Source organism: Sphaerisporangium sp. NPDC051017 (assembly GCF_040683095.1).
GTDB lineage: Bacteria > Actinomycetota > Actinomycetes > Streptosporangiales > Streptosporangiaceae > Sphaerisporangium.
In genome coordinates this window covers 149,568-171,146 of the sequence record NZ_JBFBCI010000002.1, presented here as the reverse complement: position 1 = coordinate 171,146, position 21,579 = coordinate 149,568, and the positions used below count along the sequence as shown (strand labels likewise).

Sequence of the window (21,579 nt, the reverse complement as noted above, 5' to 3'; positions counted from 1 at the left end):
ATGGGCAAGCTTCGCGCAGGGATGGTCACCCCGCTGCTGGCCGCTGCCGTTCTGGCCGCAAGCGTGACCGCCTGCGGCGGTGGCGACGGCGGCGGCACGGACGCGGGCGCCTCGTCGGGTTCCACTCAGCCGGCCGAGAAGATCACGCTGACGGTCGCGCTGTTCAGCGACTTCCACTTCGCTCCCATCTACGAGGAGTTCAAGAAGACGCACCCGAACGTCGAGATCGTCGAGCGCCGCGCGCAGTTCAACGACCACCACAGGAACCTCACCACGCAGCTGGCCACGGGGGCGGGGGCCGCCGACGTGGAGGCGGTGGAGGCGGGGTACATCGCGCAGTTCACCCCGCTGCCCGACAAGTTCTACGACCTGAACGAGTACGGCCTGAGCAAGCGCCAGGGCGACTACCTGGACTGGAAGTGGAAGCAGGGCCTCTCGCCCGACGGCTCCAAGCTGCTCGGCCTCGGCACCGACGTCGGCGGCCTGGCCATGTGCTACCGCACCGACCTGTTCAAGAAGGCCGGCCTGCCGACCGACCGCACCGAGGTCTCCCAGCTCTGGCCCACCTGGGAGCAGTACATGGAGGTCGGCAAGAAGTTCGTCGCCGCCAAGGTCGAGGGCGCCAAATGGTTCGACGGCCCGGGCGAGAACTTCCGCGCCATGGTCGACCAGGCCCCCGTCGGCTACTACGACGAGCAGAACAACCTCATCGCGGGCACCAACCCGGATGTGAAGAAGGCGTTCGACCTGAACGCCGCGATGGTGCAGGCCGACGAGTCCGCCAAGCTCGCCGCCTTCAGCCCCCCGTGGAACACCGGCCTCACCAAGGGCTCGTTCGCCACGATCATCTGCCCGGCCTGGAAGCTCGGCAGCATCAAGGACGCCGCCCCGACGACCTCGGGCAAGTGGGACGTCGCCGCGGTGCCCGGCGGTGGCGGCGGCAACCAGGGCGGCACCCACCTCATGGCCCCCAAGCAGGGTAAGCACCCCAAGGAGGCGGCCGAGCTGATCGACCTTCTCACGAACAAGGACAATCAGCTCAAGCTGTTCGCCGAGGCCGGAGCGCTGCCGTCGATCCCGGCGCTCTACGACGACCCGGCGATCACCGGGTTCAAGAACCCGTTCTTCAGCGACGCGCCCACCGGCAAGATCTTCACCGATGCCGCCAAGGCGCTGAAGCCGCAGTACGTCGGTCCCAAGGCCGGTGACGTGCTCACCGCGTTCGGCAACGCGTTCCAGCGCATCGAGCAGGGCAAGCAGTCTCCCGACGAGGCATGGGCACAGGCCCTCAAGGACCTCGAAAGGATCAAATAAGCCGCCGGAGGTGGCCGGCCCGCGACAACCGGGCCGGCCACACCCTCGCGGGATCCTACGGCGGACGTCCCCGATCCGATCGCCCGGCCCCCGGCCCGCGACCGGACCCGCCGGTCCCCGTGGCCTGACAAGGCCACACCTCTGTGGCCTGCCGAAAGGAGCTGCCATGGCCACCCGTGCCCCCGACGACGTGGCGGCGACCCCGCCCGCCTCACCGGTGCGGTCCAGCCCCGGATCCCTCCGGCGGCATCTGGTCCACCGCCTGGACGTCAAGGCCTCCCCGTACGCCTATGTCGCCCCGTTCTTCCTGCTCTTCTGCGCCTTCGGGCTGTTCCCGCTCGCCTACACCGCCTGGGTGAGCCTGCACGAGTGGACGCTGCTGTCCGACGAGCACACCTTCGTCGGCCTCGACAACTTCCGCACGCTGCTCGCCGACGACTACTTCTGGAACGCGACGTTCAACACCATCTCCATCGGCGTGTTCTCGACGGCGCCGCAGCTGCTGCTGGCCATCTGGCTCGCGCACCTGCTGAACCGCCCGCTGAGGGCCCAGACGATCTTCCGCGTGACGTTGCTGCTGCCCAACGTCACCAGCGTCGTCGCGGTCGTCGTCATCTTCAGCCAGCTCTTCGGCCGTGACTACGGGCTGATCAACTGGGTGCTGTCCTGGTTCGGCGCCGGCGCGATCGACTGGAACGCCGGGACCGCGACCTCCCACGCCGCCATCTCCATCATGATCATGTGGCGGTGGACGGGCTACAACGCGCTGATCTTCCTGGCCGCCATGCAGGCCGTGCCCCGCGAGCTGTACGAGGCCGCGACCATCGACGGCGCCAGCGGGATGACGCAGCTGCGCAAGATCACCATTCCGATGATCCGGCCCACGATCGTGTTCGTGGTCATCACCTCCACGATCGGCGCGATGCAGATCCTCGCCGAGCCGCTGCTCTTCGGCACCTACAGCATCACCGGCGGCCCCGACCGCCAGTACCAGACCCTGGCGCTGTTCATCTACGAGAACTTCACCAAGCTGGACTTCGGGTACGCCTCCGCCGTGTCCTGGATGATGTTCGTCTTCATCGTCATCGTCGCGATCATCAACTACCTGCTGACCCGCCGGACGCGAGGGAGCCTGACGTGATGCCGCGGATCAAGGCGGGCCCCGCCCGCACGCTCACGTATCTCACGCTGATGGCGATGGCGTTCTTCTCGGCCCTCCCGCTCTACTACAGCGTGGTGGTCGCCTCCCGCGACAACTCGGCGCTGGCGGATGTGCCGCCCCCGCTCGTGCCCGGCGGCAACCTGGTCGCGAACATCGGCCGCGTCTTCGACACCGTGCCCTTCGCCCTGGCGCTGCTCAACTCGGTCCTCGTCGCCGGCGGGATCGCCATCTCGGTGATGTTCTTCTCCACCCTGGCGGGGTTCGCCTTCGCCAAGCTGCGCTTTCGCGGCGGCAGGATCCTGCTGGTGATCACCGTCGCGACGATGATGGTGCCCACCCAGCTCGGCATCATCCCGCTGTACCTGCTCATGGTGAAGCTCGAGTGGACCGGCACGATGTACGCGCTGATCGTCCCGGCGCTCACCAACGCCTTCGGTGTCTTCTTCATGACGCAGTACCTGTCGCGGGCCCTGCCGACCGAGCTGCTGGAGGCCGGGCGGGTCGACGGGTGCAGCACCTGGGGCCTGTTCTGGCACGTCGTCCTGCCCGCCGCGCGCCCGGCCGCGGCCGTCCTCGGCATGCTGACCTTCATGCAGGCGTGGAACGACTACTTCTGGCCGCTGGTCGTGCTCACCCCGGAGAACCCCACCGTCCAGGTGGCGCTGTCGACGCTGGCCGCCGGATACGTCAGCGACTACGCCCTCAGCCTGGCCGGCACGGCGCTCGGAACGCTGCCGCTGGTCATCGTGTTCGCCCTGCTCGGCAAGCAGGTCATCGGAGGAATCATGCAAGGAGCTGTGAAGGGATGACAATGACCGTCACCACTCGGGGGACCCTGCCTTCATATCTGACGGAGGGGCGTGCGGTCTTCCCCGAAGGCTTCGTCTGGGGCGCCGCGACGGCGTCCTACCAGATCGAGGGGGCGGTCAGGGACGACGGCCGCGCCCTCTCGGTCTGGGACACCTTCGCGCGCACGCCCGGCAAGGTGGCCTTCGGCCACACCGGTGACGTCGCCTGCGACCACTACCATCGGTACGCCGACGACGTGCGGCTGATGACGGACCTGGGCCTGCGCGCCTACCGGTTCTCGATCTCCTGGCCCCGCGTGCAGCCGGACGGCACCGGGCCGATCAACCCGCGTGGCCTGGACTTCTACGACCGGCTCGTGGACGAGCTGGCCGCCGCGGGCATCACGCCGTACGTCACCCTCTACCACTGGGACCTGCCCCAGACGTTGGAGGACCGCGGCGGGTGGACCTCGCGGGACACCTCCTACCGGCTGGCCGAGTACGCCGAGGCCGTGTACGCGCGCCTCGGCGACCGCGTGAGCAACTGGGCCACGCTGAACGAGCCGTGGGTCCAGGCGTTCCTCGGCTACGGCTCGGGCATCCACGCGCCGGGTCGCACCGACGCCGCCTCGGCCCTGCGCGCCACCCACCACTTCCTGCTCGCGCACGGCCTGGCCACCCAGGCCCTGCGCGCGGCCGGGGCGCAGGAGATCATGCTGGCCGTCAACTCCTCGCCGGTGATCACCCCGGCGCAGAGCGCCGACCCGGGCGCCGAGCTGTCGGAGGCCGACGCCGAGGCGGTGCACCGCGTGGACTGCCTGCTCAACAAGCAGATCCTCGACCCGGTCCTGCGCGGCGCCTACCCCGAGGAGGTGCTGGCGATCGTGGAACGGCACGGCGGGCTGGACCACATCCACGACGGCGACCTGGCCGACATCCACCAGCGCCCCGACCTGATCGGCATCAACTACTACAACCCGTGCATCGTGCGGTCCAGCCCGGGCGAGCCGGCCAACCCCGCCTGGCCCGGCACCGAGGACATCCTGTTCGACCGCGTGGACGCCCCCAAGACCGCCATGGACTGGCCGATCGTCCCGACCGGCCTGTCCCGCCTGCTCGTGCGCCTGTCCAACGACTACCCCGAGGTCGGGCTGATGGTCACCGAGAACGGCGCGGCCTTCGACGACGTCGTCACCAAGGACGCCACCGGCGAGCACGTCCACGACACCGACCGCACCGCCTACCTGGAGTCCCACCTGCGGGCGGTGCACGCGGCGATCGAGGCGGGCGCCGACATGCGGGGCTACCTCGTCTGGTCGCTGCTGGACAACTTCGAGTGGGCGGAGGGCTACAACCGCCGGTTCGGCATCGTCCACGTCGACTACGCGACGCAGCGCCGCCTGCCCAAGGACAGCGCCCTGTGGTACCGCGGCGTCATCCGGGAGAATGGGCTGGCATGAAACGACCCACCTTGGAGGCGGTGGCCGCCCGGGCGGGGGTGTCGAAGTCGAGCGTGTCGCGGGTGGTGAACGGTGACGCCACCGTCACCCCCGAGATCCGCGAGCTGGTGATCCGAGCCGTGCGCGAGCTCGGCTACGTCCCCAACGGGGCGGCGCGCAGCCTGGCGACGCGGCGCACCGACGCGGTCGCCGTCATCGTCTCCGACCCGCCGATGGCGGTGATCGCCGACGACCCGATGTTCTCGGCCGTCGTGCGCACGATGAGCCGGGGGCTGGAGGAGGCGGGAAAGCAGGTCACGCTCGTCCTCGCGGGGTCGCCGGAGAGCCGGCTCCGGGTGGAGCGGTTCGTGGCCGCCGGGCACGTCGCCGGCGTCCTGCTGTTGTCGCTGCACGGCGCCGACCCGCTGCCCGCCTCGCTCGCGCGCATGGGCGTGCCCATGGTCTCGCACGGGCGGTCCGCCCCCGGGGTGCCGTACGTCGACAACGACAACCAGGGTGGCGCCCGTGTCGCGGTGCGCCACCTGCTCGGCCTGGGGCGGCGCCGGATCGCCACGATCACCGGGCCGCTCGACATGCTCGCCGCCCAGGACCGGCTCACCGGCTACCGCGAGACGCTGCGGGACACCGGCCGCCGGTCCATCGTCGCCATCGGCGACTTCACCCGCGTCTCCGGCGACGCGGGCATGCGGCAGCTTCTGGAGGACGACCCGGCGCTCGACGCGGTGTTCGCCGCGAACGACCTCATGGCCATCGGCGCCCTGCGCGCGCTGCACGAGGCCGGGCGGCGGGTGCCGGAGGACGTCGCGGTGGTGGGGTTCGACGACATCGAGGCCGCGCTCTACACCACGCCGCGGCTCACGACCGTGCGGAGCTCCATGACCGACCAGGCCGCGGCGACCACCCGGTTGCTGCTCGGCCTGCTGGAGGGGGCGCCGGGCGATCCCGTCATCATGCCGAACGAGCTGGTCGTCAGGGAATCGGCGTGACACAACCAGGGAGGGCACAGCCATGAAGCGCCCGACTCTCGAGGCCGTGGCGGCACGGGCGGGGGTCTCCCGCGCCACGGTCTCCCGGGTCGTCAACGGTGGCACCACCGTGACGCCCGAGCTCCGCGACGCCGTGATGCGCGCGGTGGACGAGATGGGGTACGTCCCGAACCTCGCGGCGCGCAGCCTGGTCACCCAGCGCACCGACTCGATCGCCCTGGTGGTCTCCGAGCCGCCCACCAGGGTGTTCTCCGACGACCCGATGTTCGCGACCGTCATACGCTCGGCCAGCGCCGAACTGGAGGAGGCCGACAGGCAGGTCATCCTCATGCTCGCCGGCACCCCCGCCGGGCACGCGCGGGTCGAGCGTTACCTCACCGGCGGGCACGTCGACGGCGTCATACTCATCTCCATGCACGGCGCCGATCCGCTGCCCGCGGCGATCACCCGCATGCGCGTCCCCGCCGTGTCGCTGGGGCGGCCCGCCGTGAACGTCAACCTGCCGTACGTCGACGCCGACAACGTGGGCGGGGCCGAGGCGGCGGTGCGCCACCTGCTCCAGCGCGGGCGGCGGCGCATCGCCACGATCGCCGGGCCGCCGGACATGATCGGCGGCCAGGACCGGCTGGCCGGGTACCGCGCGGTGCTCCAGGGCTCCGACCGCCGGTCCATCGTCGCGATCGGCGACTTCACCCGCGAGTCGGGCCTGGTCGCGATGCGGCAGCTCCTGGAGGACGATCCGGGGCTCGACGCCGTGTTCGTCGCCAACGACCTGATGGCGCTCGGGGCCATGCAGGCGCTGCGGCAGGCCGGGCGGCGGGTGCCGGAGGACGTCGCGGTGGTGGGGTTCGACGACATCGAGGCCGCGCGCTACACCGAGCCGCCGCTGACGACGATCCGCCAGCCGTTCCGCGAGCAGGCGGCGGCGACCGTGCGGCTGCTGCTCGGCATCATGGACGAAGGTGACGCCGCCCCCGTGATGCTGCCGACCGAGCTGATCGTGCGCGAGTCCGCGTGACGGCCCGGGACGGGGTGCGGGATTGAGGGTTATTACACGAATTATCGGCTTTTCTAGCTGAAAGTGGGTGATGTGTTGACTTAGCCTACTTTTATGGGTGATATCGCCGAGCCCCGGGTAAGCGCCGCGTGCGGTCATTCGACGTGCGCCGCGCTCCGAAACACGGTCCCGGACTCGCAAGAATGCACAATTCGGTCCCATCCCTCGTGAGCGCAGGGCGGCCACGCGGCGCCGCGCCGGGCTGTTCCGGCTGGGTATGATCGGCGTAGACTGCTCTGCCACGATGACCCCGGGCGCCCGCGGTGCCCGACGAGGACGGTGACGATGCTGGTCGAATTGACGATGCACAGCGCCGGGCTCGGCCCCCCGCCGAATGCGCCGATCGACGGCATCCGCATTTTGGCCCTCCTCCCCGGAGAATGGCGTAAAGACCTCCGGCAGGCCAACGGAGAGATCGTCATCCGGGTCGAGACCGGCGACGACATCACCCGCGCTCAGATCCACGCCATGGTCACCGAGGCGCTGAGCGATCCCTCCGTCAGCCACTGGCGCCTGCACGCCTGCGAGCCCGTCCCCGCCGCCCCGCCCTTCGAGGGCGGCCCCTGACCGCGCGCCGTCCGGGAACGCGAGCCCGGGAGATCACCGGCGCGGCGGCAGGCCGAACAGGGGGAACAGCGTCTCGCCGTCGCGCTGCGTGCCCAGATCCCTGTCTCACCGGCGTACGACCGGCCGTGACGCCTATGCGGGAGAAGCGGGCGCCGGCCGCTCGGATTCGGTGGACCCCGTCTCGGCGGGTCCTCGTGAGGGTCGTGGGACGTACAGCCATGCGGGCTGGTCGAACTGCTTGACCTTGGCCCGGACCTTTGTGAACTCCGAAGGCGGAAGCTCCGTACGGCCTCCCTCGACGACCTGGGCGAACACCTGCTCCGAGAGGACCGCCGCGACGAACGTGACATCGGGATCGCTGTCGCGCAGTGCGGACCTGACGGGGTCGCAGCCGAGCAGGCGGTGGACCTCGTTCATCGCCCTGGAGATGCCCGCCGTCACCGAGGCGTCGCCCCGCACCGATCCCACGTGGACGGCCACCCGCAGCCGTAGCCGGAGATCGCGGTCGTGCTCGCGGAGCCTGCGGTCGGCCCGCACCAGTTCCTCCTGCAGGTGATCGAGGAAAGGGTGGACCAGCAGAGGAAGCGTCTCCACGGGGAGCAGGGCGACCAGTTCGTCACCGGGTCGCTGCAGGAGCGACACCGAACTCCATGCCTCCGCGAGTGAGCACCGCTCGCACACGTTCGTCAGGGCGGCGTAGATCTCGCGGTGGAGCATCGAGAGCAGGGCGTCGGGCTGCCGGCCGTAGCCGTCGACATCGACCGCGAGAAGCGCGCGAAACGGGCTGATAGTGGACATTGGGCCCTCCTGTCAACGTCGGGAGTGCTCCACACTGTGCGCTACTGGACAACGACCAACTGTCCGAAATCAGACGCCCGCCCGGTTCAGGAAATGAAATCCTCACTCGGCGGCAAGCTTGCTGAGTGTGTTGACATCGGTGACGACGATGCGGCGCCGCGCCGTGACGATCAGGCCCTGCTCTCTGAGCCGCGCCAGCTCGGCGGCGACCGTGCTTCTGGACAGCCCCGTGGCCTGTCCCAGCTCGGCCTGGTCGAGCCCCACGTCCACGGAGGCCTGCGTGCCCGACTCGGGCACCCACAGCCTCATCAAGGCATGCACGATACGCGGCCCGGCCGGCAGGGCCGCCAGTTCGGCACGCAGCGACTCGCTCTCGCGGATCCGTTTCATGGCGAGGCTTAGGAGTTCGCCCTCCAAAGCGAGCGAGCGCACCAGGGCGACGAACCGATCCGCCGGAATCAGCCGGGTATGACATCTGTCGATCGCGGTCACCGTGGCCGAACGGTCGTCGTCGCCCAGCACCGCGATCTCGCCCAGGAGCTCGCCTGGTCCGCGTACGGCCAGGATGAGCACGGTGCCGTCGGCGGCCACCCGGGACACACGGACACGGCCCGCGAGCAGCAGAAGGACGTGCGTCGGCGGATCACCTTGGTAAAGGATCACCGAGCCCGGGTCGTGGATCTTGGGGACACCCGCCGAGACCAGAGATCTCCACGTCTCCTCCGACACGATCGCGGCAAGACCGTCCACATGAACATCTTCCGCGCGCCGCCCCGGGTCCGGCAACACGGTCAGGGATCGCTGGACGAGGCGGCGGGCATCAGAACTCGTCTGTGGTGAACGCCACGTGCTCGGTGCGCAGTGCGGCGCTGACCGCCTTCGGGACCAGGGCGAGCACGTTGACGTGGGCCACATGGTGGCAGATGGCCGTGCCGGTCATGCTCGGACTCGTGCCGGCCGTACTCGCGGGCACGGGGCTGGGGCGGGGCTGCTGGCGATGCCGGGCCTTCCGCTCCACATCAGTCTGTCGAATGTGCTCGTGATCGTCTCCGCCGGGATGGGCGTGGTCGTGCTCGTGACCCTGGTGACCCTGCCGGTCCAACTGAGGCTCATGCGCCCGGAAGGCCTACGCGAGGAATGACCCTCACCTCCGCACCGCACCCCTGCCGGGCCTGTTGGTGAGGATGCCGTCCACCCGGTAGGAGATCAGGCGGCGCGCGACCGCCCGGTTGTCGACGGTCCAGGTGTAGACCCGCATGCCATGCCGGTGGACGTCGCGGACGTACCGCGCGGTGAGGTGGCGGTGCGGCGGGTTGATCTGGCGGGCGAACTTCGCGAGCTCCGGCAGCTGCGCGGGCGCCGGCGTGCCGAGCAGGCCGACCGGGACCTCGGGCATGACGCGGTGGAAGCGCCGCATCGAGGTCCAGTCGAACGACTGGACGACCAGGCGGCCCGGACGCCGCCACGCCGGATGGCGCCGCAGCTCGCGGGCGACGCGCGCCTCGATGCCGGGGTACAGGTGCGGCTTCTTGACCTCCAGCAGCATGCCGATCCCGCTGCCGCCCAGCGCGTCCAGCGTCTCGCCGAGCGTGGGCACCCGCTCGCCCCTGTGCTTCCGCGAGAACCACGAGCCCGCGTCGAGTCTCCTGATCTGGGCGAGCGTGAGGTCGCGGACGCGCCAGGGCGCGCGCCCGGGGAAGACGCGCGCGGCGTCGGTGGTGCGGGCGAGGGTCGTGTCGTGCATCACGACCAGCTTGTGGTCCTTGGTCTCCTGGACGTCCAGCTCGAACATGTCGGCGTGCCGCCGCGCGGCGAGCCGGAAGGCCGCGATGGTGTTCTCCGGCGCCTCCTTGGACGCCCCGCGGTGGGCGACCTCGGCGACGGCCGCCCGGTCCGCGGTGGCGGGAGGCGCGGGGGTCGTCGTGAGGATCGTGGTGGTGACCACGGTGGCGACCGTGGTCGTGACAATGAGGCCGAGTCGTCGGAACATGCGTCTCCCCGAGCTTGGCGCGGCATCTCCGCACCTTGAATCTGACCCCGTCGCATGACCATGAGTCGCCGGTTGGGCAACCCTGTGGCGCCGGATAAATGAGTATTTGTCTCGGGGCGCAATGTCCATGTCTGCGGTAGATCGTCACCCGGCCGAGCCTTAACCCCTCAGGTCCATTTCCTGCGGCTTCCCGCGGCATCGGCCCGTGCGCGCCCTCCCCGGCGGCGCGCGCGGGCCGATGCGCGTTCCGCGCCTGGGGGAGCCGGGGAGGCGTCTGTTACGGCCGTGCGGGTGCCCCGGCATTTCGATCATGAAGAGCACGCTCCCTCGGAAGGGTTTCCGTCTCAGGGGCCGCGCGATCGGTGCTGCCCGAGAAGACGCGCGCGTGAACACGTTGAGTCTGTCCCCTCAGGACGGGCCGACGGCGGGGGAGGCCTCCCGCTCGGGCGGGGGTGAGGAGAAGGTACATCGAACCGACTTCTCACTCCCGGCCCTTCCCTTTGGTCCGGCTTACGGGAAGGCCGAGCATGAGCGGCCCGGCCGTCGATACCGTCCAAGCCGGCGTGTGACGGCCGGCAAGTGCGCAATCCCGCGCGTATACAAGCACGCGCCGCCGATAGGACGATTGCGGCAGCTACAGGTGGTGTGAAGGGAGCGCGCTATGAAATTGACGTTGACGACGTTTCTGTCGCTGGACGGGGTCATGCAGGCTCCGGGCCAGCCTGACGAGGACCGTGAGGGCGGCTTCGAGCTCGGCGGCTGGCAGATCCCCCATTCGGACGAGGACATGGGGACGTTCCTCGGTGAGTGGTTCAAGGAGGCCGACGCCTTCCTGTTCGGGCGCAAGACCTACCAGATCTTCGCCGCCCACTGGCCGAACTTCATCGACGACAGCGACCCGATAGCGACCAAGCTGAACAATTGCCCGAAGTATGTCGTGTCGGAGACTTTGGACACCGCGGACTGGGCCGGGACGACCATCCTCAAGGGCGACTTCATCGAGGAGATCATCCGGCTCAAGAACGAGCCCGGCAACGAGCTGCAGGTGCACGGCAGCGGGGCCCTCGCCCGCACGTTGATCGAGCACGGCCTCGTCGACGAGTACCGTCTGTGGTTCTTCCCGGTCTTCCTCGGCAAGGGCAAGCGCCTGTTCGAGAACGGCGACGGTCTCGCCACCCTGAGTCTGGTCGAAACCAAGAAGACCAGCGCCGGCGCCGTGGTCCACATCTACCGGCCGGCCCCGCCGGCCACGGAGGCCGCCGCGGCCGCCTGAGCGTCGCGTCCGTCCAGAGGCGACGCGGCGGTCCGAGCGTCGCGTCCGATTCGAGTGGGCGTTCCTGGAACGGAACGCCCGGACCCGCGCGCCGGGCCGGCCGGGATCGTCGTCGGTTCGTGCTCGCAGAGATGATCACGCAGGGTCTTCGCGGCGATGGCGCCGGCCGGGGGCCTCGAACACAGGGGCCGCGGAGTGGCGACGCCGGTGTCCAGGACGGCGTCCGGCCGCGTGTTCTTGTCGGAGGCGCGCGGTAACGTCCAGGGGAACACGCCCGCCCGGTGCCGCCGGGCCCCACCTGGAGGAGCACCTGCGATGGCCACCTATGTACTGATCCACGGCGCCGGGTCGGATTCCTGGTACTGGCATCTGGTCGTACCCGAGCTGCGGGCGCGGGGGCACGACGTCGTGGCGCCCGATCTGCCGTGCGGCGACGACGCGGCCGGCTTCCCCGAGTACGCGGAGACGGTCCTGGAGGCGATCCGCGCGCACACCGGCCGCACGGGCCGCACGGACGGCGCGGTCGACGGCGGGCTCGTCCTGGTCGCGCAGTCGCTCGCCGGGTTCACCGCCCCGCTGGTGTGTGCGCGCATCCCGGTGGACCTGCTGGTGATGGTGGCGGCCATGGTGCCGTCGCCGGGGGAGTCGGCCGGCGAGTGGTGGGACAACACCGGGCAGACCCAGGCCCAGCGCGAGCTGGACGAACGCGAGGGGCGGCCGGCGGGCGAGTTCGACGAGATGGCCACCTTCCTCCATGACGTTCCCCCCGCCGTCGTGGAGGAACTGCTGTCCAGGAAGTCCCCGGGCCAGTCGGGCACGCCGTTCGCCGCCCCGTGGCCGCTCACCGCCTGGCCCGCCGTGCCGACGCGCTTCCTGCTCTGCCGCGACGACCGTTTCCTCCCGGCCCCGTTCCTGCGCCGCGTCGTCCGCGACCGCCTCGGCATCGTCCCCGACGAGATGGACGGCGGGCACCTCCCCGCCCTGGTCCGCCCGAAGGAACTGGCGGAACGCCTGGAGGCCTACCGCGCCGGGCTCGCCGCCTCGAGTTAGCGCCCGCGACCGTCGCGCCCGGGGGAGCCGGGCGTGCGTCCGGCGTGCCGGACTCCCGGAGCGTGGTGGTATGAGTAGACAGCCAGGGGTCTTTCGGTCGTCCATTATCGGCCGGGACGGCAATACGGGGTGTACCGCCGCCGCTGCCTGGGACGAGCCACCCTCGCCCCGGAAGGCGGGCCCTGACCTTCGCAGATGCCGCCGCGCGCACCGACCCCAGACACACCCCTATCGGACCGGGCGCGGGAAACACGCACGGTGCCCGGCCTGATACTCCATAGGGGATCGACTCGACGCTGCACGGCACCGCGCCCCGGTGCCACGAGACACGGAGGTCTGCATGGAGGATTACGGCGTCACCGGAGCGCGGGTGGACCTGGAGGTCACCGTCGACCTTCCCCAGGAGAAGCTCTGGGAGCTCATCACGTCCGTGCCGCGCATCGGCGACTGGAGCCCGGAGTGCCGCTTCGACAACTGGGTAGACGGCGACGCCGCGCCGAAGGCGGGCACGCGCTTCCAGGCGCGCAACAACAGGCAGGGCCATGAGTGGACGGTGACCTGCCAGGTCACCGAGGTCGAGGCGCCGCGGACGTTCGCCTGGGAGGTTCTCGACCCGAAGGGCGACCCGGACGCGCCCTCGTCGCGGTGGCGCTACGAGCTGACGCCGGGCGAGACGCCGGACCAGACCGTGGTCCGTCACAGCTTCGAGCACGGCGCCGGGCACAGTGGCCTCCGCGACATTATCGCCATGGACCCCGACCACGCCTCCGCCATCGTCAACGGGCGTCTCGGCGAGCTCCGCGCCCACATGGAGCAGACCTTGGACGCCATGACCCGCGACCACATCCCGACCCCCCAGCACTGACCGCCTCCGCACCACCTTCACCCCGGCGGCCCCGCCCGGCCTCAACGATCATGGACGACCACGGACCACGACGGACGCAGCCATCCGCGGTCCGGTCCACGGCCGGTCGGGGCTGAGCCCTTTCTCACCGAGGCGGGCCTTTCTCGCCGCGGCAGGTCTCACAGGGCCTTGAGGAACCTGGCCGCGATCGGCGCCGCGACCCTGCCTCCGACGCCGCCGTTCTGGACGAGGACGGCGAAGGCCAGGTCGCCGCGGTAGCCGACGAACCAGGCGTGGGCCGCGCCGCCGGACACCTCGGCGGTGCCCGTCTTGCCGGCGGTGCCCGGAGGCAGTCCGGCCTGGGCGGCGGTGCCCTGGGTGACCACGGCCTCCATCATCGCCCGCAGGCTCGCCGCGACGCCCTCGTCCAGCGGGACCGGGGGCGAGCCGGGGTCGGCGCCGGGCGTGATCACCGACTGCCGCCACGTGCCGCGGGCCACGGCCGCCGCGACCTCCGCCATGCACAGCGGGCTGGCCCGCACCGAGTTCTGCCCGATCGCGTCGGCGCCGAGCTCGTTCATGTCCTGGGGCGGGCTGATCCGGCAGGAGCTCAGGCCCGCCTTCTCGCGGAAGCCGAACCGGTCGGCGGCCTCCGCGCGCAGCCGGTCGTCGCGCAGCCGCTCGTACGCCTGCTGCGCGAACGTGGTGTTGCACGACAGGGCGAAGGCCGTGGTCAGGGAGACCGCGCCGTGGTCGGCGCCGCCGTCGTTGGTGAAGCGCCGCGCGTTCGGGATCGTGTAGGCGGCCGGGCAGGCCACCTGCGCGTCCGGGGCGAGGCCCGAGCGCAGCAGCGCGGCCGCGGTGACCACCTTGAACGCAGACCCGGGCGGGTACAGGCCGTTGAACGCCCCCTTGCCGCCCAGGGTGTCGGCGACCGCGCGGACCTCGCCGCTCGGCACGTCCACCGCCACGAGCGCCGCGGGCCGGCCGGCGCCGTCCAGCGCCCGCGCGGCGGCCTCCTGCACGGGCCTGGAGATCGTCGTCTGGGCCTGCGGGGTGGACGGCGGCTGCGAGGCCAGCAGGACCTTGCCCGAGGGCTGCTCCTTGAGCTTCATCTCGGTGAAGGTCGCGTCCAGCCCGGGGAAGTAGTCACCCGCCTTGCTGCCGGACGGGAACGGTACGCCCTCGCGGGTCAGCGCCCCTGGCCGCTTGACCTTGGTCTCCTCCAGGCGCAGCTCGCCGCCGTCCTTCAGCGCGGGGTGCAGTGTCCCTGGCGACCACAGCACCTTCCACGCGCCGCCGCGCACCGCCAGGCGCAGCACCGAGGAGAACGGCCACGCGCCGAGCCCCGTCACCTGGCGGACCCCTTGGAAGGGCACCTCGGCGCTGTCGGCGCCCGGCCGGGAGAGCGGCCCGGGGGACAGGGACACCGACGCGATCCGCAGTTCGCTCGCGAAGCGCCTGTGCCGGTCGGCGAAGTCGGGCGGCGGGTCGGCGACGAGGGCGGCCATGCCGGTGAAGTCGCTGAGCCGCCAGGCGGCGAAGTAGCGCTCGGCGACCGGCCCGGGATCGCCCGGCTGGGCGGCGGGCTGTGTGGCGGGCGCGGTCGTGGGGACGACGGGCTGGACCTGCGGGCCCGGCGTCGACGGGAACGACGAGGGGACGGCCAGCACCGGATCGCCCGGCGAGGACGGCACGGCCGGCGGGACGGCGGGGGACGACGCCGCGAGCGTCGGCGCGGGGTCGTCGGCGGCGTGCGACGACGGCCCCTGGGGTTCCGGGGCGGCCACGAGCATGTACACACCGAAGAAGACGATCACCGCCACCACGGTGACCATCGCCAGGGGCCATCTGTTTCGCATGCCGTCACTCTGCCGGTTTCTCATTGATTTCCCGCCGTCCCAGGCCAATAGATAGTAAATGAGACGACCGACAGAGCCGTGTTGGTTGTGAGGGTTTATGGGCTCCGATGTATCGGGGATGAACATTTGGGGGACGCGCGCGAAATGCCTGTCACCCCGGGTGCGGCCCGGTGCCCGTGCGTGACGGCCGCCCCTGCGTGTGGGGGCGAACGCCCGTGCCGGCAGGCCCGAGGCCGCCGTGAATACGCGGTCACGGCACGCGTCCATTCGAGAACGCGGCGTGGGGTTTTTCGTCTATGCCGATATTCGGGAAGTGTGCGGAAAATCCCGGAGGCCGACGCCGGGGCGTCCGATTTCCGCAGGCCGGGCTGTGACGTCCGATTTCCGGGTGCGAAGCCCGGTCGCCCCGGTGTCGCTCGCGCAGTAAACCGGTGCGGTGGAAGGCTTCCCCGGTGGGTGGGAGCGTGAACCGCACATCACGGGCGTGTCAGGCGTTTGAACTCCTCGACGGCGACGGTCGGAACTCGCCGCAGAACCCCGGCCCCGTCGGGTTCGAGGTCGTAGAGGCCCATGGGGACCAGCCAGCGTTCGACCGGTTCGGTGCTCTCCCGGTACAGCCAGTCCACCAGGGCGAACAGCGGCCACCAGGTGTAGCCGACGACCGGAACGCCCTCCTCTCGCAGACGATGGACCAGCCCGATGCTGTCCCGGAGCCAGCCGGCCCGCTGCTCGGGCGTACCGGCCCTGCTGGTCTCGGTCAGGAAGACCGGCCGGCCGTACCGCGCGGCGAACTCCCGCAGCAGCTCCTCCAGCCCCGCGGTGCCCGCCTCCACGGGCAGGGGCGTCGGCGAGCCCGGCTCGAAGCGCGAGGTGGTGAAGGCCGGGTAGTAGTTCACTCCGACCACGTCCGGTGTGACCGCGGCTTCCCTGAGCCGGGCGAGCTCGCCGTCGTCGACGCCGTGCTCGCGCAGGTATCCGTAGAGCGGGTGCTCGTCGTCCAGGGCTCCGGTGATGAGGTCCATGATCAGGAATCGGCGCTCGCGGACGAGGCCGACGTCGAAGGGGAACCAGTCGCCCGCGTACCGGAAACTCGCCTCCACGTGCACGAAGGAGGCGTCCGGCTGCACCTCCGCGATGCCGCGCTGGGTCGCCACGATCCCCCGGGCGATGGCCATCGCGAGCTTGACGAACCCGTCATGGCCGGTGAGCCCGGGGGGCCACGTTCCGTTCTCACCGCAGTAGATCGCGTTGATCGTGGGTTCGTTGAGCGGGGTCCACACGTGGAGGCGGTCCCGGTAGCGCTCGGCGACGCGGGTGCCGTACTCGGCCACGCGGGACGGATAGTCGGCGTTCAGGAACTGGTTGTCGAGCCAGCTCGGCGTGCCATAGTGCATCAGGTCGACGACGCACGTCAGGCCCAGTTCCCCCAGGCGGTCCACGACCCGGTCGAGCCAGTCCCAGCGGAAGCGGCCGGGTTCAGGTTCGAGCAGGTACCAGGGGATGCCCCAGCGGATCATCTCCGCCCCCGTGGCCGAGGCGAGGCCCAGGTCCTCGTGCCACAGGTGATAGTGCTGGGTCAGCTCGTACTCGTCGAGCTTGCGCCTGCCGGGATACTCCTGGGGGATGAACGTGTCCTCGATCCCGACGGCGAACCGCAGTCGCCCGTCCTCGAACCACCGCATCGCTATCTGATTCCTGTCGTCGCCATGCCGGCCACGAACCGGCGCTGGATGATGATGAAGAAGATGACCACCGGCAGGAGCGTCATGACGGACGCGGCCATCAGCGGGCCGTACTCCACCACGTGCTGCCCCATGAAGAGTGCGAGCCCGGCGGGAAGGGTCTGCCGTGAGGCGTCCTGGGTGATGATCAGGGGCCACAGCAGGTCGTTCCAGTTGTACATGAAGTGGAACAAGGCCAGCGTGAGCAGGGCCGGTACGGCGAGCGGCATCACGATCCGCCAGTAGATGCGGAACTCGGAGGCGCCGTCGACCCGCGCCGCGTCCTCCAGATCCCGGGGGATCGACAGCAGGAACTGGCGCAGGAAGAAGATGCCGAACGCGTTGGTCAGCCTCGGCACGATGAGCCCCTGGAAGGTGTTGATCCACCCGAGGTGCGCAAGCAGGTCGTACAGCGGGATGAGCGTCACCTGGAAGGGCACCATGAGGAGCACCAGCACCAGCACGAAGACCGCCCCCTTGCCGCGGAAGCGCAGCCGGGCGAGCGCGTAGGCGGTCATCGAGTCGAGCAGGAGCGAGCAGACGGTGACCACTCCGGCGAAGACCACGGTATTGAGGAACAGCCGGGTGAAGGGCAGCCGCTCCCACACACCGGTGTAGTTGTCGAGCGTGAAGGTCTCAGGCAGCAGTCTCGGGGGGAAGGAGACGATCTCCGACTCGGGCTTGAACGAGGTGGTGACCATCCACACCAGGGGGAACAGCATGGCCAGGGCTATGGCCAGTCCCGTCGCGGTCGTCAGGACCCGCCAGGTCAGGCGCAGCCCGCGGTTGTCCGCTGGCATCAGTACGTCACCGCCCGCTTTCTGAAGTAGGCGACCTGGAGCATGCTCAGCACGAAGATCAGCAGGACCAGTGCCCATGACACCGCGGCCGCATAGCCGAACTGAAACTCCTTGAAGCCGACTCGATAAGTCATCATCACCAATGTCTCGGTCCTGAAGAACGGGCCGCCGTGGGTCATGACGAAGATCTGGTCGAAGGCCTGCAGCGTGGCGATCGCGGCCAGGATCACGATGAGCATGGTCTGGTTGGCCAGGAGCGGCCAGGTGATGCGGCGGAACTGCATCAAGGCGCCCGCGCCGTCGACGCGGGCCGCCTCGTAGAGCGCCGTCGGGATCGACTGAAGCCCCGCCAGGTACATCACCATGTAGAAGCCGACGTTCTTCCAGACTCCGACGATCATCACCGCCGGCATGGCCAGCGAGGGATCGCGCAGCCAGCCCTGCTCGGACACGATTCCGATCTTGGACAGCCAGTGGCTGAGCAGCCCGATGTTGGGATCGAGCAGGAAGCTCCAGGCGATCGCCACGACCGCGAGGGAGATGACGACCGGGACGAACACCGCGGTCCTGATGAAACCGCGCAGAGGCATCCGCCGGTTCAGCATGAGCGCGAGCCCGAGGGCCAGCGCCACCGAGACCGGGGTGGTCACGGCCGCGTAGTAGAGCGTGTTGACCAATGCGTTGGCGAACGCCGGATCGGACACCAGCTTTTGGTAGTTCTCGAGCCCGATCCACCGGGCCGGCGCGAACACCTGATAGTCGGTGAACGACAGATACAGCGCCTGCAGCATCGGCCAGACCACGAACACACCCAGCACGGCCAGAGTCGGCAGCATGAACAGCCACGCCGCTCTGGCCTGCCGCCTGCCGGAGGAACCGGCGCTGGTTCGCCTGGTGGGGAGTTTCACTGCCGTTCGCACGGTAGTCGTCACGGTCGCCCTCTTCCGGGGTTACTGCGCGCTGTCGAGGACGACCTGGATGTCCTTGTCGGCCTGGGCGAAGACCTGCTCGATGTCGCCCTTGCCGTTCAGCACGCGCTGCAGGGCGGGTTCGAAGATCGTTTCGTTGACCTTCTGGAACTCCTGCACGCCCGCCAGATAGAACCGCGACTTGTCGGCGTCCTGCCCGAAAAGGGCCGAGTACGGGTTGTCCTTGAGGTCGTCGGCCGTCAGGTCGGTCCTGTTGGGGGGAAAGCCGGAGTTGACCGACCAGTACTTCTGCGACTCCTTGCTGTTCCAATAGGAGAAGAAGTCCTGCGCGGCCTGCTTCTTCTGTCCCGCGGCACGCGAGCTCAGCGTGAAGGCAACGCTCGTGCCGAGCGTCACCTGAGCCTTCGGGCCCGCGGGCGGCATGGCGATGCCGAAGTCGATGCCGGCCTGCTTGAAGCCCGTCGTCATCCACGGCCCGACGATCTCCATCGCGGCCTTCTTGCTCTGGAAGAGCTTGTCGGCGTCGGCGCCGCTCAGGCCGACCGGCGCGATCTTGCCCTTGGTCACCAGGTCCACCCAGTGTTTGGCGGCCTCGATGGTGGCCGGGTCGTCCAGCGTCGCGGTGCGCCCGTCCTCGGAGACGACGCCGCCGCCGTTCTGCCAGAACAGGATCGGCCACATCGCGATCGTCGCGTGGTCGGCGATGGTCAGGCCGTACTGCTCCGGTTTGCCGTCGCCGTCTGTGTCCTTGGTCAGCTTCTTGGCGTAGTCGCCGAACTCGTCCCAGTTCGCCGGGGGCTTCTCCGGATCCAGACCCGCCTCGCGGAACATGTCCTTGTTCCAGTAGAGCTTCAGCGTGGTGAAGTTCATCGGGATGCCGTACTTCTTGCCCTTGAAGACCGTGGCGTCGACGGCGGAGCGCACCAGCACGTTCGGGTCGACCCCCTGCGGGCCGTAGGCGTCGTCGAGCGGCTGGAAGACGTCGCGCGCGGCGTACTGCGGGATCTGCGCCGTGTCCATCGCGGAGATGTCGGGACCCGTTCCGGAGCCCAGGCTGGGCAGCAGCTTCTCGAAGAACACGTCCCAGGGCATGATCTCCATCTCGATCTTCACCTTGTTCTGTGACGCGTTGTACTTGGACACGATGCCCTCGACCGCCGCCCGGTCCGGCCCCGTGAAGCCGTTCCAGAATTTCAGGGTCACCGGTCCGCTCGAACCGCCGGTGTCGCTGTCTCCCTGTCCCTGGCCGGCGCAGGCCGTCGAGAGCAGGGCGATCGCGGCGGTCATCGTGACGAGCCGTACCCGGCTGCGCAATCTCATGAGAATCTCCTCTCCCCCCGACTTTTTCTGATTTTCCGGTCAGCTGACCTAGAGCCCCCGGCGTACGGCCTGGCCCCTGGCCAGCCGTACGACGTTGAACGAGGTGGGCGGCAGGACCGCCGACAGCCGGTCCCCACCGAGCACGACCCCGTCCAACGCTCGCGGGACGACCCGGTTGGGCGTCTCCTCGCTGTTGCGAGCCCCGGCGTCCTCATCGGCCACGACCACGTGGCGAGCGTCCGTGAAGCCGGGCAGGCCGCGCAGATCGATCTCGAGCGGGAGCGGCCGCTCGCTCCGGTTCGCCGCGAAGACCGTCAGCTCCCCCCTGTCGTCGTCGTGGGTGGCCGCGGCGGCGAGCACAGCCACCTCCCCGAACCGCTCGGTCGGGAACGTGGGCGAGGCGACCTCCACCCGCAGGACGCGGCCGCGCGCGTGCGCGGCGGTGAGCGCGAACGGGTGGAAGATCGTCTGACGCCAGGCCGGCCCGCCCGGTTCCGTGCGGATCGGCGCGATGACGTTGGCGAGCTGGGCCTGGCAGGCGATGCCGACCCTGTCGGCGTGGTTGAGCAGGGTGATCAGCAGGCTTCCCACCACCACGGCGGCCGTCACGTCGTAGTCTTCCTCGATGATCCGCGGCGCCTCGGCCCATTCGAGGCTCGCCTCGCCGCCGAACAGGCTCTGCGACCACACGTTCCACTCGTCGAAGGAGAGCCTGAGCCGCTTGCGGCTGCCCAGCTTGGCGGCGACGTGGTCGGCGGTGGCGACCACCGCGTCGATGTGGGCGTCCATCTCGACGGCCGACGCCAGATAGCTCGCGCGGTCGCCTGCGGCGGGGTCGTAGTAGGCGTGCAGCGAGATGTAGTCCACGTGCTCGAGGCAGTGCCCGAGCACCGTCGCCTCCCATGAGGCGAACGTCGGCATCCCGCTGTTGGAGCTGCCGCAGGCCACCAGCTCCACACGGGGATCCACGCGCCTCATCGCCTTGGCGGTCTCGGCCGCGAGTCGGCCGTACTCCTCCGCTGTCTTGCCGCCGACCTGCCACGGCCCGTCCATCTCGTTGCCCAGGCACCACAGGCGCAGGTCGTACGGCTCACGGCGGCCGTGCTCGACGCGCAGGTCCGACCAGCGGGTGCCCCGCGGGTGGTTGGCGTACTCGATCAGGTCACATGCTTCACGGATGCCCCGGGTCCCGAGGTTCACCGCCATCATCGGCTCGGCAGGCAGCTCGCCGGCCCATGACATGAACTCGCCCAGGCCGAACGCGTTGGTCTCGATCTGCCGCCAGGCGAGGTCGAGCCTCGTGGGCCGCTCGTCGGCGGGGCCCACCCCGTCTTCCCAGTTGTAGTTCGAGACGAAGTTGCCCCCGGGATAGCGAACGACCGTCACGCCCATCTCCCTGGCCAGCTCGATCACGTCACGGCGCAGGCCGGACTCCCCGGCCTCCGGATGCCCGGGCTCGTACACGCCTGTGTAGACCGACCGGCCCATGTGCTCGACGAACGATCCGAACAGGCGCCGCTCGACCGGGCCGATCTCGAAGGCCGGGTCGAGGATGAGCTTGGCGGATTCCACGGGCCGTCCTCCTCATTGTTTCGTGGCGGTTACGAGATATACATCGTTGTATATAACGTTGTAAAGAGGTCCTACACTCATCTACA

The 21,579-nt window shown here is 69.8% G+C and carries 19 protein-coding genes; 10 read left to right on the top strand and 9 right to left on the bottom strand.

The features are described from left to right. From AB0M95_RS03390 to AB0M95_RS03360, 7 genes are all read left to right on the top strand, one after another. Nucleotides 1–1,314 carry an extracellular solute-binding protein gene (locus AB0M95_RS03390; RefSeq protein WP_363758773.1) on the top strand — a complete coding sequence of 438 codons (1,314 nt, stop codon included), beginning with the start codon at nt 1–3 and terminating at the stop codon, nt 1,312–1,314. Between the two features lie 166 nt (nt 1,315–1,480). Next, entirely contained in the window at nt 1,481–2,455 is a 975-nt protein-coding gene (locus AB0M95_RS03385) for a sugar ABC transporter permease (protein WP_363758770.1), read from the top strand. Then, nucleotides 2,455–3,285: a carbohydrate ABC transporter permease gene (locus AB0M95_RS03380; RefSeq protein WP_363759132.1), complete on the top strand. Its 831-nt coding sequence runs from the start codon at nt 2,455–2,457 to the stop codon at nt 3,283–3,285. The genes AB0M95_RS03385 and AB0M95_RS03380 overlap by 1 nt, the downstream gene beginning before the upstream one ends. 2 nt (nt 3,286–3,287) lie before the next feature. Continuing rightward, on the top strand, nt 3,288–4,724 hold the full coding sequence (locus AB0M95_RS03375; RefSeq protein ID WP_363759129.1) for a GH1 family beta-glucosidase: 1,437 nt from the start codon (nt 3,288–3,290) through the stop codon (nt 4,722–4,724). After that, on the top strand, nt 4,721–5,710 hold the full coding sequence (locus AB0M95_RS03370; RefSeq protein ID WP_358522277.1) for a LacI family DNA-binding transcriptional regulator: 990 nt from the start codon (nt 4,721–4,723) through the stop codon (nt 5,708–5,710). Before AB0M95_RS03375 ends, AB0M95_RS03370 begins: the two co-directional genes overlap by 4 nt. Before the next feature lie 22 nt (nt 5,711–5,732). Next, a complete protein-coding gene (locus tag AB0M95_RS03365) occupies nt 5,733–6,728 on the top strand; it encodes a LacI family DNA-binding transcriptional regulator (protein ID WP_363758767.1) in 996 nt (331 codons plus the stop codon). A gap of 324 nt (nt 6,729–7,052) precedes the next feature. Further along, nucleotides 7,053–7,334 (top strand): hypothetical protein, encoded by a 282-nt coding sequence (locus AB0M95_RS03360; protein ID WP_358522282.1) that lies wholly within the window; start codon nt 7,053–7,055, stop codon nt 7,332–7,334. A gap of 132 nt (nt 7,335–7,466) precedes the next feature. Here the strand turns inward: AB0M95_RS03360 and AB0M95_RS03355 are convergent, their stop codons facing one another. The 3 genes from AB0M95_RS03355 to AB0M95_RS03345 all read right to left on the bottom strand — a co-directional run bounded on the left by AB0M95_RS03355 (nt 7,467) and on the right by AB0M95_RS03345 (nt 10,122). Then, complete coding sequence (locus AB0M95_RS03355) at nt 7,467–8,132, bottom strand: hypothetical protein (protein WP_363758764.1); 666 nt, start codon at nt 8,130–8,132, stop codon at nt 7,467–7,469. 102 nt (nt 8,133–8,234) lie between these two features. After that, complete coding sequence (locus tag AB0M95_RS03350; protein ID WP_363758761.1) at nt 8,235–8,882, bottom strand: Crp/Fnr family transcriptional regulator; 648 nt, start codon at nt 8,880–8,882, stop codon at nt 8,235–8,237. A 394-nt stretch (nt 8,883–9,276) separates the two neighbouring features. Further along, the gene (locus tag AB0M95_RS03345) at nt 9,277–10,122 is read right to left on the bottom strand and encodes a glycerophosphodiester phosphodiesterase family protein (RefSeq protein ID WP_363758758.1); all 846 of its coding nucleotides are present in this window, start codon (nt 10,120–10,122) and stop codon (nt 9,277–9,279) included. Nucleotides 10,123–10,783: 661 nt separating this feature from the next. Here AB0M95_RS03345 and AB0M95_RS03340 point away from each other — a divergent pair. From AB0M95_RS03340 to AB0M95_RS03330, 3 genes are all read left to right on the top strand, one after another. Continuing rightward, nucleotides 10,784–11,395 (top strand): dihydrofolate reductase family protein, encoded by a 612-nt coding sequence (locus AB0M95_RS03340; protein ID WP_363758755.1) that lies wholly within the window; start codon nt 10,784–10,786, stop codon nt 11,393–11,395. Nucleotides 11,396–11,710: 315 nt separating this feature from the next. Then, the gene (locus tag AB0M95_RS03335) at nt 11,711–12,445 is read left to right on the top strand and encodes an alpha/beta hydrolase (protein WP_363758752.1); all 735 of its coding nucleotides are present in this window, start codon (nt 11,711–11,713) and stop codon (nt 12,443–12,445) included. Between the two features lie 340 nt (nt 12,446–12,785). Continuing rightward, on the top strand, nt 12,786–13,310 hold the full coding sequence (locus AB0M95_RS03330; protein WP_363758749.1) for an SRPBCC family protein: 525 nt from the start codon (nt 12,786–12,788) through the stop codon (nt 13,308–13,310). A gap of 158 nt (nt 13,311–13,468) precedes the next feature. Here the strand turns inward: AB0M95_RS03330 and AB0M95_RS03325 are convergent, their stop codons facing one another. From AB0M95_RS03325 to AB0M95_RS03300, 6 genes are all read right to left on the bottom strand, one after another. After that, a complete protein-coding gene (locus AB0M95_RS03325) occupies nt 13,469–15,151 on the bottom strand; it encodes a penicillin-binding transpeptidase domain-containing protein (RefSeq protein WP_363758746.1) in 1,683 nt (560 codons plus the stop codon). 476 nt (nt 15,152–15,627) lie between these two features. Beyond that, entirely contained in the window at nt 15,628–16,833 is a 1,206-nt protein-coding gene (locus AB0M95_RS03320; protein ID WP_363758743.1) for a family 1 glycosylhydrolase, read from the bottom strand. Nucleotides 16,834–16,835: 2 nt separating this feature from the next. Next, on the bottom strand, nt 16,836–17,672 hold the full coding sequence (locus AB0M95_RS03315) for a carbohydrate ABC transporter permease (RefSeq protein ID WP_363758740.1): 837 nt from the start codon (nt 17,670–17,672) through the stop codon (nt 16,836–16,838). Next, nucleotides 17,672–18,580, bottom strand: coding sequence for a sugar ABC transporter permease (locus AB0M95_RS03310; protein ID WP_363758737.1), 909 nt, complete (start codon nt 18,578–18,580; stop codon nt 17,672–17,674). Before AB0M95_RS03310 ends, AB0M95_RS03315 begins: the two co-directional genes overlap by 1 nt. Before the next feature lie 42 nt (nt 18,581–18,622). Further along, nucleotides 18,623–19,921 carry an ABC transporter substrate-binding protein gene (locus tag AB0M95_RS03305; RefSeq protein WP_363758734.1) on the bottom strand — a complete coding sequence of 433 codons (1,299 nt, stop codon included), beginning with the start codon at nt 19,919–19,921 and terminating at the stop codon, nt 18,623–18,625. Nucleotides 19,922–19,969: 48 nt separating this feature from the next. Beyond that, a complete protein-coding gene (locus AB0M95_RS03300) occupies nt 19,970–21,493 on the bottom strand; it encodes an alpha-N-arabinofuranosidase (protein WP_363758731.1) in 1,524 nt (507 codons plus the stop codon). Nucleotides 21,494–21,579: the final 86 nt, after the last annotated feature.